The following is an 11,550-nucleotide window of genomic DNA, read 5'->3' as shown; positions in this document are numbered from 1 at the left end:
TCATCAAGCTCTCACCGGAACGAAAACGGGGACGGCAGCCTTCGCCACCGTCCCCGTTCAACTGTTATTCGGCGTTAGCCTCAGTCCTTGGCGCGCTCGACGTAGGAACCGTCTTCCGTCGCGATGACGACGCGGGTGCCGGCCTGGATGTGCGGCGGAACCAGCGTGCGAACGCCGTTCGAGAGAACTGCCGGCTTGTAGGACGACGATGCCGTCTGGCCCTTGACGACCGGCTCGGTCTCGGTGATTTCGAGCGTCACATGACGCGGCAGGTCGATGGCGATCGCCAGACCTTCGTGCACCGAAAGAATGCAGGCCATGCCTTCCTGCAGGTAGGCCTTGAGGTCGCCGATGTCGTCGGTGCTCATGACCAGCTGGTCATAGCTTTCCGGGTTCATGAAGTGGAAGCCTTCGGCGTCTTCATAAAGGAAGGTGTGCTCGCGGTCTTCGACGAAGGCGCGCTCGACCTGTTCGGTCGTGCGGTAGCGCTCGGAGACCTTCACGCCGTCGGAAATGCGGCGCATATCGACCTGGGTCACCGGCGTGCCCTTGCCCGGGTGGAAGTTCTGGGCGGTAAGCACGACATAGAGCTTGCCGTCGACGTCGAGAACGTTGCCCTTACGGACAGATGAAGCGATGACCTTGACCATTAGTCTTCCTTGTAACAGAGGTATGCGCGACACTGCGGGCCGGAAACACTGGCCCTGAAGGACGCGGAAAGAAGGATTTCGCGCCGCAACTACCCTAATTTCGTGCAAATAGCCAGCCTGAGCCGCTGTCTGCGCGAAGAAAGCCTGGACTGAACCGATCATGTCGCATGCCTCACCCTGGTGGACACCCGATGTCCATGCCGACCGGCGCCCGCTTCTTCTCGGCCGCAACCGGATCCAATCGGCGTTGCGCCGGTTCTTCGAGACACGCGATTTCATCGAGGTGGACACGGCAACGCTGCAGGTCTCGCCCGGCAACGAGGCGCATCTGCACGCCTTCGCGACAGAGGCTCTCCATCACGACGGATCGAGCCATCCACTCTATCTGCACACCTCGCCGGAGTTCGCCTGCAAGAAGCTGCTTTCCGCCGGCGAACGGCGCATCGCCTGTTTCGCCCATGTCTACCGCAACCGCGAGCGTGGACCGCTGCATCACCCTGAATTCACCATGCTCGAATGGTACCGCGCCGGCGAAAGCTACGAGGCGCTGATGCGCGACTGCGCCGAGATCCTCGCGCTTGCGGCAGAGACCACCGGCACCAAACAGTTCATCTTCCAGGGACAGGCCTGCGATCCCTTCGCGACGCCGGAGCGACTGAGCGTCGCGGAAGCCTTCGCGCGCTTTGCCGGCATCGACCTCCTGGCCTCGATCGCGGCGAACGGTGAAACCGATCGCAACCAACTGGCCGCGGCCATGACTGCAGCCGGACTTCGGGTCGCGTCCGATGACACCTGGGCCGATCTCTTCAGCCGCGTGCTCGTGGAAAAGATCGAGCCGCACCTCGGCTTTGGCCGCGCGACGATCCTCGACGAATATCCGACTGCCGAAGCGGCGCTGGCGCGACCGGCCGCGCGCGACCGGCGCGTCGCCGAGCGCTTCGAGCTCTATGCCTGCGGCGTCGAGCTCGCCAATGCCTTCGGCGAGTTGACGGATGCCGTCGAACAACGCCGGCGCTTCGAGATGGAAATGGCAGAAAAGGCGCGTGTCTACGGCGAGACCTACCCGCTCGACGAGGATTTCCTGGCAGCACTCGCGATCATGCCCGAAGCGAGCGGCATCGCGCTCGGCTTCGACCGGCTGGTGATGCTCGCAACCGGTGCGTCGCGTATCGACCAGGTGCTCTGGGCACCGGTGGCGGAGACGCAGCCGTGAACGTACATCGCCCGATCAAGACTGCGCGAGAGCTCGTTGAGGCAGGTCTCGTCGACCGCAGCAATGAGGCCGCGGTTGCCGCCGTCGCCGAGCGTTATGCGGTTGCGATCAGCCCTGTCATTGCCGGCCTCATCGATCCCACCGATCCCGCCGATCCGATCGCCCGGCAGTTCGTGCCCGATGCCGCCGAGCTGACGCTGCTTCCCGAAGAGCGCGAAGACCCGATCGGCGACAAGCCGCACAGTCCCGTTGCCGGCATCGTCCATCGCTATCCGGATCGGGTGCTATTGAAGGCCGTGCATGTCTGCCCGGTCTATTGCCGCTTCTGCTTCCGCCGCGAGATGGTCGGGCCGCAGGGGCTCGGCACGCTGACACCCGCCGAACTCGATGCGGCGATCGCCTACATCGCCGAACACGAGGAAATCTGGGAGGTGATCCTCACCGGCGGCGATCCCCTGGTACTGTCGCCGCGGCGGCTCACCGAGCTCATGGAACGGCTGAAACCGATCCCGCATGTGAAGATCGTCCGCTTCCACACCCGCGTACCGGTGGTCGAGCCGTCGCGCATCGACGCCGAATTGATCGCTGCACTGAAGGCTAACGGCAAGGCGACCTATGTGGCTCTGCACGCCAACCACCCGCGCGAGCTGACTGAAGAGGCGCGCGCCGCCTCGGCACGACTGATCGATGCCGGCATCGTCATGGTCAGCCAGTCGGTGCTCTTGAGGGGCGTCAACGACGACGCGGATGTGCTGGCTAGCCTGATGCGCGCCTTCGTCGAGACACGGATCAAGCCCTATTATCTTCATCACCCGGATCTGGCCCCTGGCACCAGCCATTTCCGTCTGTCGATCGAGGAAGGCCAGGCGCTGGCCTCAGCCCTGCGCGGCCGCGTCTCCGGCCTCTGCCAGCCGACCTACATCCTCGACATTCCAGGCGGCCACGGCAAGGCGGTGATCAGCGCGGCGGCGATCGCGGCCGATGGCGGCGGCTGCTACACGGTCACAGATTTTCGCGGCGGCGAGCACAGCTACCCGCCGAAAGCCTGATACGCCGCGAGAAATCGCGTCTCGCCAACACATTGAAATTTCATCTAAATATTGCGGACCTGTATTTTTCTTGGCGATTTTCGAGAAAAATCGTAGAGGCGCGTCACAGGCTTTCGACGTCAATCGTCACATGGTCATAGGCAACACAACAACGATGGAGTTGAGACCATGACCGATACGAAAGCCGTCCGCTACGAACAGGAAATCCCGGATGTGCTCGGCGCGCTCGCCGATGTGCACAAGACCATGGACCTGCACGGGCTCGACCGGACGATCCACAATCTCGTGCAGCTGCGCGCCTCGCAGATCAACCGCTGCGGCTTCTGCGTGAAGATGCACACCAAGGAATCCCGCGCCGAGGGCGAGAGCAACGAACGGCTCGACCGAATCATCGTCTGGGACCAGGTGAATGATTTCACACCGCGCGAGAAGGCAGCGCTTGCCTGGACCGAAGCGCTGACCGAACTCGAACCGCGCACCGACTTCGCACCGCTCCGCGCCGAGCTGCGCCAGCACTTCAGCGAGAAGGAGATCAGCGTCATCACCTCGACGGTGGCGATGATCAACCTTTGGAACCGCATCCAGATTTCGAGGCACTGACATGAATGACAGGCAGCACATGCAGATCTTCGAGGAGGCGCGCCCGCGCCTCCTCGGCCTTGCCTACCGCATCCTCGGCTCGCGCGCCGATGCAGAAGACGCGGTGCAAGACACGTTCCTGAAATGGCAGGAGGTCGACAGGGCATCGATCGAAACGCCGGCGGCTTGGCTGACGACCGCCTGCGCGCGCCGCTGCCTGGATCTGCTGAAGGCCGCGCACCGCAAACGCGTCGACTATGTTGGCGCGTGGCTGCCCGAGCCGATCCACACGACAAGCGACGACAATGCCGAGGAGAAGCTGGCGCTGACCTCCTCGCTCACCACCGCATTCCTTTTGATGCTCGAGCGGCTGACACCGAAGGAGCGCGCAGCGTATCTGCTGCACGAGATTTTCGGCCAGCCCTATGACGAGGTGGCGGAAACCCTGGACATGCAGGAGACGGCCGCCCGCAAGCTGGTATCGCGCGCCAAGACGAATATCGGCCTGGAGAAAGCCCGGCACCAGACCCCGCGCGAGCGCCAGGATGAACTGCTATCCGCTTTCCACCAGGCAATCCACGGCGGCAACGTCGCCGGACTTACGACGCTTCTTTCGGCCGACGTGAAGCTGACGGCCGACGGCGGCGGCAAGGTGGCGACCGTGCTTGGCGTGCTCTCCGGCAAGGAGACCGTGCTCGCCTTCATCATCGACCGGCTTACCGAATACTGGGCGCATTACGTCTGGGAAATCGGCGACATCAATGGCGGCCGCGGCATCGTGCTTCGCGACGAGGCGAAAAACGAGATCGCCGCGACAGTCGCCTTCGGCTATGACCGTGACGGAAACGTCAACGACATCTTCATCATGCGCAACCCGGACAAGCTCACGCATTTTGGCGAGGCTGCGCTCCACTGACATAGCGGCACCGCCGAAGCGAACGCGATCTTCCGATACCGGATGAGCCGGTGCGCGTTCGCTTGCGATGTCCCGCGTGAGGTACTGACATGCTTGAAAAAACTCCCGCTCCCCAACAGGAAGCCGGCTGGCGCGCGCTGCTGACAGGCGAAAACGCCGTGCATTCGCTGGTGCTCAGCGGCGGTGTCGCGCTGCATGCGCTCAACATTTACGTGGTGACGACAATCATGCCTTCGATCGTGCGCGAGATCGGCGGGCTCGAATATTACGCCTGGAGCACGACGGTGTTCGTCGCGGCCTCGATCCTCGGCGCCGCACTATCGGCGCGGCTGCTCGGTGCTGTCGGCGCCGGTGGCGCCTACGCAATCGGCGCGCTCGTCTTCGGCGTGGGGACGCTCGTCTGTGCCACCGCCCCTTCGATGGCGATGTTGCTTGCCGGCCGGGCGATCCAGGGTTTTGGTGGCGGCCTGCTCTATGCGCTCGCCTATGGCGTGATCCGCCAGGTCTTCCGGCCAGAACTCTGGACCCGCGCCATCGGGCTGATTTCGGCAACCTGGGGAACGGCGACCTTGATCGGCCCCGCAATCGGCGGCATGTTTGCCGAGTTCTCCACCTGGCGCGTTGCCTTCTGGTCTCTCCTACCACTGACGGCGCTGCTTGCCGCGCTCGCCTTCTCGACGCTGCCGCGCAAGGTCACCGGCGAAGAGGGGCGCACGCCGCTCCCGCTGCTGCAACTCCTGCTCCTCGCCGGCATCGTGCTGGCGCTTTCGATTGCGAGCACGCGCACGATGGCCCTGGAGCAGATCGGCTGCGTCGGCGCTGCGATCCTTCTGTTCCTGAGCCTTCTGTTCGTCGAACGTCGGGTGACGGGCAAGCTTCTGCCCTCCGGCAGCTTCACGCTGACCTCCCCGCTGGCCGCCCTTTATGCTACGATCACCCTGCTGATGGTCGGCCTGCAGCCGGAGATCTATGTGCCGTACCTGCTGCAAGAATTGCATGGGCTATCGCCACTGGTGGCCGGCTATATCGCTGCGCTGATGTCGATCGGCTGGACGGCGGGATCGATGACAAGTGCTCATTGGCACGGAGAACGGGCGAAACAGACAATCTTTGCCGGTCCGGCCTTCGGTTTTATCGGCCTGGCCCTGATCGCCCTGTTCATGCCGATGGCAGGCGCAGAGTTCCTGGTGATCGCCGCGCCGCTCTGCGTCGGCATCATCGCGGTCGGCTTCGGCATGGGCTTTGCCTGGCCGCATATCGTTACCGCCGTCTACGAATTCGCGCCGGAGGGCGAAGCGGAGAAGGCATCGAGCTCGATCACCACTGTCCAGCTGTTTGCCGCTGCACTCGGCGCAGCGCTTGCCGGACTGACTGCCAACCTCGCCGGGATCGAGGCGTCGTCGGAGGGTGGCGTGGCGCTCGCGACGACCTGGCTTTTCGGTCTGTTCGCGCTGCTGCCCGTGCTGGCAGTGCTGACCGCCAGGCGCGTACGGCGCGCGAGACGCACGGTGGCGTGAGCCTATCGGGCAATGCGGCCCGCCGAAACGACGGCGGGTCGCAACGAAAAGACTGCGGCGTCCCGACTCATTCGATGGAGCGCGGTCAGGAGGAAACGATGGAAGCCGAGGGCATCGGCCTTCATGGCGTGCGCGAAACGCTGCTGATCACGCTTCGAGCGAAGGCTGCGGAGAGCGCACTACCCGATTCTCTTCTGCACGATCGCTTTGCTGCCGAGCTGTTGCGGCGCCTCGACGGCAAGGCGAAAGCGCCTGATGTCGGTCACGACATGACGATCGGCATCGCGATGCGCGCCTATCTGCTCGACCGATGGACCAGGGCTTTCATCGCGAGCCATCCGGATGCGATCGTGCTCAACCTCGGCTGCGGCCTCGACACGCGGATCCTGCGGCTCGATCCGCCTTCCTCCGTCGCCTGGTTCGACGTCGACTTTCCGGATGTCATCGCCTTGCGGCAGCGCCTCTTTCCCGATCGCGTCGGCTGCACTGCAATCGCCTCCTCCATTACCGAGCGGGACTGGATCGACCGCATCCCCGACAATCGGCCGACGATCGTCGTCGCTGAAGGGGTGCTGCCCTATCTTCGCGATCAGGAAGTGCGGGACCTCCTGCGACGGGTCGTCACCTGCCTTGCCGGCGGCGAGATCGTCTTCGACGCCTACAGCCATCTCGGCATCGAACTGCTGCGCTTCAACCCGTCCTTGCGTGCAACAGGTGCTGAGCTTCGTTGGGGGATCGAGGACGCACGGTCGCTGGAGAGGGGCGTGCCCGGGCTGACACTGCTCGAAGACATTTACAACTACGATGCCGCGCAGATCGCGCGCATGTCACCGATGGCGCGGATCGCGATCCAGTTCTTCAGCGCGGTCCCGATGCTGCGCCGTATGGGGCGCCTGCTGCGCTACCGTTTCAAGCAGACATGAAAAAGGCCGCGCCTCGCGGCGCAGCCCCTTGCAAGCAATCGATGTCTGCCGATCAGGCCTTGATCGGCGCGATCGAGATTTCGACGCGGCGGTTCTGCGCGCGGCCGGACTCGGTCGCGTTGGAAGCGATCGGACGCTCCTTGCCGTAGCCCATGGCCGACATGCGGCGCTGGTCGACGCCCTGGCCTGCCAGGTAGTTGGCCACCGAGGCGGCACGGCGCTCGGAGAGGCCCTGGTTGTAGGAGGCGCTGCCGGTCGCATCGGTGTGACCGTCGACGTCGATCATCGTCTTGTTGAACTTGCGCAGCACGATCGCTACCGAGTTCAGCGTGTCGTAGAAGGCCGGGATCACCTGGTCGCGGTCGGTCGCAAAGGTGATGTTCGACGGCATGTTGAGGATGATGCGGTCGCCGGCGCGGGTGACCGAAACGCCGGTGCCCTGAAGCTGGGCGCGCAGTTCCGCTTCCTGGCTGTCCATGTAGTTGCCGATCAGGCCGCCGCCGAGGCCGCCGATTGCGGCGCCCACAAGCGCCGAGTCGCGCCGTCCGGCAGCACTGCCGCCAACGAGCAGACCGGTCGCTGCACCGAGGCCCGCGCCGATCAGCGCGCCGCCGGCGGTGTTCGACATCTTCTGCTCACCCGTATAGGGATCGGTGGTCGTGCATCCCGAAAGATAGATGGCCGCAACAGCCAGAATGGCGCATTTCTTGATCATGGAATCAGTTGTCCCCATTGGTGCTCAAAGGTGCTTCATACTAGCGATTGCGGCAGGAAGATGAAGAGGCGTCCCAATCACGCCATGGTTTACCGGCAAATGCCGGTTTGCTCGGACCGGGTGTGCCGGTCGGGCCACACTATAACCGATCCTTCACATGCCCTTGATAGGACGGACATCTAGCGACCAGGATAAATGTGTGCGGCTTTCCGCCGCCGCTCATTGATAAAGACGAGGCAGATTTGATGGCAATCGAGTTCGGCGACACGCAACGCAGTCTCAGCGACACGCTCAACGGCATGATTGCCTCCATTCGCGGCGAGACGATCACGCTGCGCGAACTGATGACCGAGATCGGCGAACAGGGATTTCTGTTGCTCTGCGCCCTGCTGACGCTGCCGTTCCTGTTGCCGGTGTCGATCCCCGGCGTCAGCACCGTTTTCGGCGCCGCAATCATCCTGATCTCCGTATCGATCACCCTCAACCGCCTGCCCTGGGTGCCGCAACGCATTCTCGACCGCAAGATCGAGACAGAAAAGCTAGTTCCGACCCTGCAAAAGGGGGCGAGCATCGTCTCCAAGCTCGATCGCTACGTCCGCCCGCGCCTGGGTTTCCTGACGCAGGGCGCGGTGATGAACCGCTTCAACGGGCTGATGATCATGGCCGGCGGCGTGCTGTTGATGTTCCCGCTCGGGCTCATCCCTCTGTCGAACACACTGCCGGGAATCGCGATCCTCTTGCTCTCGCTCGGCATCATCCAGCGCGACGGGCTGATGGTCGCCGGCGGCTACCTCTTCCTGATCGCAACGACCGTCTATTTCACCGTACTTGCCTACATGGCCTTTGCCGCCGGCCAGGGCCTGTCGTCTTTCTTCGTTTCGTAAGGCGGAAGCCCGCGAATTCGCAGTCGGGCCTAACGCGCCATCGACGCGTCGGTCGCCAGTCCGGCCGGGAAAGCCGGAGCGGCGGAATGTCAGGCCGCCTGGAAGCTTTTGTAACTGGCGGAATCGGTTTGGACGCCGAGCTTCTCCATCAGCGCCTCGCGGTCGATGCCGAGACTCCTGTCGAACTCGCCAATCGCTGCCGCGACCTTCGGCGCGAACGCTTCGCTTTCGAATTCGATCATGGTGCAGAAGTTGAACTTTCCCGGGCCGGCATGCTGCTCGAGGAACAGATCCTTGACGTAGCCATCCTGGCTGCGAATGACCGCAAGGGTCTTTTCCACCAGCTCCACAAACTGTACCCGCGCGGCGGTTGGAACCGCAAACTTGTTGATGCGATAGAGCGGCGCGACGACGTCCGCCTTTGCATTGCTGCTCATTGAACTCTCCCTCAAGTGTCTCTTCAATGCCCGCCGATGACCATTTTGGCGACGGGCAGAAACACTCGTACGACCTCAAGTAAAGTTGAGGTCAACAGGGGTCGATGAAAAATCATCCTGACGGCTGAAGCAGGATCAGGCGGCGATGCCCTTAAGTACATTGGCAACGTTGAGGCCGATTTCCGGCACGCCGTAGCCGCCCTCCATGCAGACGACGACCGGCAAGCCTGAGCGTTTCAGCGCCTCCCCCATGCGGATGTAGTCCTCGGACGTCAGCCGGAAGAACGAGATCGGGTCGCGCTCGAAGGTGTCGACGCCGAGCGAGACGACCAGCGCCTCGGCACCGAAGGCGGCGATGCGTGACAGCGCGTCGGCCATGGCATCCGACCAGACATCGTAGCCGGTACGACGCGGCAAGGGATAGTTCTTCGTCGTGCCAAGCCCCTCGCCGGCGCCCTCCTCGTCAGCAAAGCCGAGGAAATAGGGGAAGGCATCGACGGGATCGCCGTGGAGCGAGGCGAAATAGACGTCTCCGCGCTTGTAGAAGATATCCTGGGTGCCATTGCCGTGGTGGAAGTCGACGTCAAGCACCGCAACCTTGCGGGCGCCGTGATCGCGCAGGCGCTGGGCGGCACAGGCGGCATTGTTGATGAAGGAATAGCCGCCATAAAGATCGATCGCCGCATGGTGACCGGGCGGACGGCAGAGCGCGAAGGCGGCGCGGTTGCCCGCATGGATGTGGTCGGCAGCCGAGATGGCGCAGTCCATCGCCGCCCGTGCAGCTGCATAGGTGCCTTCGGTGATCGCCGTTTCCGCCGCGAAGGAATAGTAGCCGAGCGCACCGTCGATATCTTTCGGCGGGTGCTGGCGCATGCGTCGGGCCGGGAAACAGGTCGCGATCGCTTCGCCGCGATAGCCGTCGGCGACCCAACGCGACCAGGCGGTTTCGAGGAACTCGAGATAATCGGGCGCGTGCAGCTTAAGGGCGACCTCGAGCTCGTGACGCTCCGGCGAGACGACATCTTTGAAACCCGCTTCCCTTACCGCCGCGAGAATCCATTCGGCACGGAACGGCGCCTCGAAGGGCGGCACGAGTTCGCCGCCGAAGAGCTCGGTCTTGGCGTCGCGGAGCTTATGGTCTTCGGTGTAGAAGATGCGCATGACGAGAATCCTGATCGGGTGCAACGGGCGTGGCGCGGGCAACCTAACCCAAGATTCAGGCTGTTGGCTATCACGGTAGCCGCCCCTCATCCGGCCTGCCGGCCACCTTCTCCCCGCCTGCGGGGCGAAGGGACGTTGCGGCACCTGCTCGCCCGCAATCTCCACTCTCAGCACTTCCTGGGTGACAGGTGCGGCAGCTGAGACATCAGCGGCCTTTCCGCGTCCCCTCTCCCCGCCTGCGGGGGAGAGGGTTAGGGTGAGGGGCAATCTCGGGAATTAGCAATCACTCGCGAAGCGCGATCCTCTTGTAGAAGAACGTGGTGGCGCAGAGCCCGCCTTCCGGCCACATCGCGTAATCGGGGATGACGCCGACGCGCTGCCAGCCAAGGCGCGGATAGATCGCCTCCGCCTCGCTGCCGGTCGCCGTATCGAGCACCAGCAGCGTCTTGCCGCGCGCCGCCGCTTCGCGTTCGACAGCCTCCATCAACCGCCGCGCCAGGCCCTTGCCGCGGGCTGCGCGATGAACGAGCAACTTCTTCAGATCGCCGCGGTGCGGCTGGTTCGGCATCTGCGCGATGCCGACCTGCACCGTACCGAGGATGCGGCCCGCTTCCTCCGCCACCATCAGCAGCGTTTCGTCTGCAGCGACGGCCTCAACAACACCGCGCCAATAGGCAAGCGCGCTTTCCGGCGGATAGGGCTGCATGAAGCCGACCGAGGCGCCACCCTCGACGCAATCGGACAGTACCTCGGCAAGCGCCGGCATGGCGGCGCGGGCCTGGGTTTCATCGAGCAGACGGATCTGGATATCGGACATGATCAAACCTTGGTGCGGCAGAGGACGACGGCATAGTGAGCCGGCTCATCGTGAGGGTTGTGGAAGATGTGGCCAGCCCCCAGCCCCATGAACAGGCAGTCGCCTGCTTCCAGCGAATGGGAGCCGGATTCGGTTGTCAGTTCCAGCCGACCGGAGAAGAGCCAGAGGTGTTGGGTAATCCCTCGGTCAGACGGCTGCCGCTCGAAGACGACGCGCGCACCCGGCGGAAACTCGACCTCGACGATATCGACCGGCGAGCCGAGGCCATCCGGCGAGACGGAGCGGCGCAGATAGCCGGATTCCGGATCGCGCCAGAGGCGCTGGTCTGCACGCCTTGCAAGCGGAGATGCTTCCTTAGCCTCGAAGGCGAAGAGCGCTGAAAGCGTGGTGCTGAGCGCGCTGCAGAGCTTGGCGAGAAGCTGGGCCGTTGGGCTCGCTTCACCACGCTCGATACGCGAGATCATCGCCCGGCTGACGCCGGAGCTGGTGGCGAGTTCGTCGAGCGTCAGATTCTGCTCCGTGCGCAGGGTGCGAATGCGCTCGCCGATGGCATGTTCGAGGGGGTCGGTGATGTTTTCCATTATTTGAGATTGCATTTCTCATATAGTGGAGTCAAGACTGGGAAAGACTGAAAATACGGGCATGCGATGCCGCTTTGGCGACAGCGCATCGACGGCCTTTCGGCTATC

Annotated in this window: 13 protein-coding genes; 7 read left to right on the top strand and 6 right to left on the bottom strand. The window is 63.6% G+C overall.

From position 1 onward, the window contains the following. Positions 1-80: 80 nt before the first annotated feature. Positions 81-650, bottom strand: coding sequence for an elongation factor P (efp, locus tag BLU35_RS20935; protein WP_057247863.1), 570 nt, complete (start codon positions 648-650; stop codon positions 81-83). Positions 651-810: 160 nt separating this feature from the next. Here efp and epmA point away from each other — a divergent pair, with 160 nt between their 5' ends. The 6 genes from epmA (at position 811) to BLU35_RS20905 (ending at position 6,847) form a co-directional block, all read left to right on the top strand. Next, entirely contained in the window at positions 811-1,863 is a 1,053-nt protein-coding gene (gene epmA, locus BLU35_RS20930; RefSeq protein ID WP_093234340.1) for an EF-P lysine aminoacylase EpmA, read from the top strand. Then, positions 1,860-2,912 carry a lysine-2,3-aminomutase-like protein gene (locus BLU35_RS20925; RefSeq protein WP_093234339.1) on the top strand — a complete coding sequence of 351 codons (1,053 nt, stop codon included), beginning with the start codon at positions 1,860-1,862 and terminating at the stop codon, positions 2,910-2,912. Before epmA ends, BLU35_RS20925 begins: the two co-directional genes overlap by 4 nt. Before the next feature lie 168 nt (positions 2,913-3,080). Further along, on the top strand, positions 3,081-3,512 hold the full coding sequence (locus BLU35_RS20920) for a carboxymuconolactone decarboxylase family protein (protein WP_057247860.1): 432 nt from the start codon (positions 3,081-3,083) through the stop codon (positions 3,510-3,512). Position 3,513: 1 nt separating this feature from the next. Next, positions 3,514-4,407 (top strand): RNA polymerase sigma factor SigJ, encoded by an 894-nt coding sequence (sigJ, locus tag BLU35_RS20915; protein ID WP_093234338.1) that lies wholly within the window; start codon positions 3,514-3,516, stop codon positions 4,405-4,407. Between the two features lie 89 nt (positions 4,408-4,496). After that, entirely contained in the window at positions 4,497-5,924 is a 1,428-nt protein-coding gene (locus tag BLU35_RS20910; protein WP_093234337.1) for an MFS transporter, read from the top strand. 98 nt (positions 5,925-6,022) lie between these two features. Next, positions 6,023-6,847: a class I SAM-dependent methyltransferase gene (locus tag BLU35_RS20905; RefSeq protein WP_057248233.1), complete on the top strand. Its 825-nt coding sequence runs from the start codon at positions 6,023-6,025 to the stop codon at positions 6,845-6,847. 52 nt (positions 6,848-6,899) lie between these two features. Here the strand turns inward: BLU35_RS20905 and BLU35_RS20900 are convergent, their stop codons facing one another. Then, positions 6,900-7,562, bottom strand: coding sequence for a YiaD family glycine zipper/OmpA-like lipoprotein (locus BLU35_RS20900; protein WP_057247858.1), 663 nt, complete (start codon positions 7,560-7,562; stop codon positions 6,900-6,902). A gap of 245 nt (positions 7,563-7,807) precedes the next feature. On the opposite strand from BLU35_RS20900, the gene BLU35_RS20895 reads away from it, so the two are divergent. Next, complete coding sequence (locus BLU35_RS20895; RefSeq protein WP_057247857.1) at positions 7,808-8,446, top strand: exopolysaccharide biosynthesis protein; 639 nt, start codon at positions 7,808-7,810, stop codon at positions 8,444-8,446. A gap of 89 nt (positions 8,447-8,535) precedes the next feature. On the opposite strand, the gene BLU35_RS20890 is transcribed toward BLU35_RS20895, so the two are convergent. From BLU35_RS20890 to BLU35_RS20875, 4 genes are all read right to left on the bottom strand, one after another. Further along, entirely contained in the window at positions 8,536-8,883 is a 348-nt protein-coding gene (locus BLU35_RS20890; protein ID WP_058324545.1) for a hypothetical protein, read from the bottom strand. A gap of 135 nt (positions 8,884-9,018) precedes the next feature. After that, on the bottom strand, positions 9,019-10,044 hold the full coding sequence (locus BLU35_RS20885; RefSeq protein ID WP_093234336.1) for a histone deacetylase family protein: 1,026 nt from the start codon (positions 10,042-10,044) through the stop codon (positions 9,019-9,021). A 283-nt stretch (positions 10,045-10,327) separates the two neighbouring features. Further along, a complete protein-coding gene (locus tag BLU35_RS20880) occupies positions 10,328-10,861 on the bottom strand; it encodes a GNAT family N-acetyltransferase (protein WP_093234335.1) in 534 nt (177 codons plus the stop codon). 2 nt (positions 10,862-10,863) lie between these two features. Beyond that, positions 10,864-11,442: a helix-turn-helix domain-containing protein gene (locus tag BLU35_RS20875; RefSeq protein WP_082615690.1), complete on the bottom strand. Its 579-nt coding sequence runs from the start codon at positions 11,440-11,442 to the stop codon at positions 10,864-10,866. Between the last annotated feature and the right edge of the window lie 108 nt (positions 11,443-11,550).

This window comes from Sinorhizobium sp. NFACC03 (genome assembly GCF_900103435.1).
GTDB lineage: Bacteria > Pseudomonadota > Alphaproteobacteria > Rhizobiales > Rhizobiaceae > Ensifer.
This window is presented reverse-complemented; position numbering and strand designations above follow the sequence as displayed.

What these genes read in the sequence shown, in the direction of transcription:
- BLU35_RS20875 (WP_082615690.1), bottom strand. Translation starts at nt 11,442, where the DNA reads ATGGAAAACATCACCGACCCCCTCGAACATGCCATCGGCGAGCGCATT.
- BLU35_RS20920 (WP_057247860.1), top strand. Translation starts at nt 3,081, where the DNA reads ATGACCGATACGAAAGCCGTCCGCTACGAACAGGAAATCCCGGATGTG.
- BLU35_RS20910 (WP_093234337.1), top strand. Translation starts at nt 4,497, where the DNA reads ATGCTTGAAAAAACTCCCGCTCCCCAACAGGAAGCCGGCTGGCGCGCG.
- BLU35_RS20895 (WP_057247857.1), top strand. Translation starts at nt 7,808, where the DNA reads ATGGCAATCGAGTTCGGCGACACGCAACGCAGTCTCAGCGACACGCTC.
- BLU35_RS20890 (WP_058324545.1), bottom strand. Translation starts at nt 8,883, where the DNA reads ATGAGCAGCAATGCAAAGGCGGACGTCGTCGCGCCGCTCTATCGCATC.
- BLU35_RS20905 (WP_057248233.1), top strand. Translation starts at nt 6,023, where the DNA reads ATGGAAGCCGAGGGCATCGGCCTTCATGGCGTGCGCGAAACGCTGCTG.
- sigJ (WP_093234338.1), top strand. Translation starts at nt 3,514, where the DNA reads ATGAATGACAGGCAGCACATGCAGATCTTCGAGGAGGCGCGCCCGCGC.
- BLU35_RS20900 (WP_057247858.1), bottom strand. Translation starts at nt 7,562, where the DNA reads ATGATCAAGAAATGCGCCATTCTGGCTGTTGCGGCCATCTATCTTTCG.
- efp (WP_057247863.1), bottom strand. Translation starts at nt 650, where the DNA reads ATGGTCAAGGTCATCGCTTCATCTGTCCGTAAGGGCAACGTTCTCGAC.
- epmA (WP_093234340.1), top strand. Translation starts at nt 811, where the DNA reads ATGTCGCATGCCTCACCCTGGTGGACACCCGATGTCCATGCCGACCGG.
- BLU35_RS20880 (WP_093234335.1), bottom strand. Translation starts at nt 10,861, where the DNA reads ATGTCCGATATCCAGATCCGTCTGCTCGATGAAACCCAGGCCCGCGCC.
- BLU35_RS20885 (WP_093234336.1), bottom strand. Translation starts at nt 10,044, where the DNA reads ATGCGCATCTTCTACACCGAAGACCATAAGCTCCGCGACGCCAAGACC.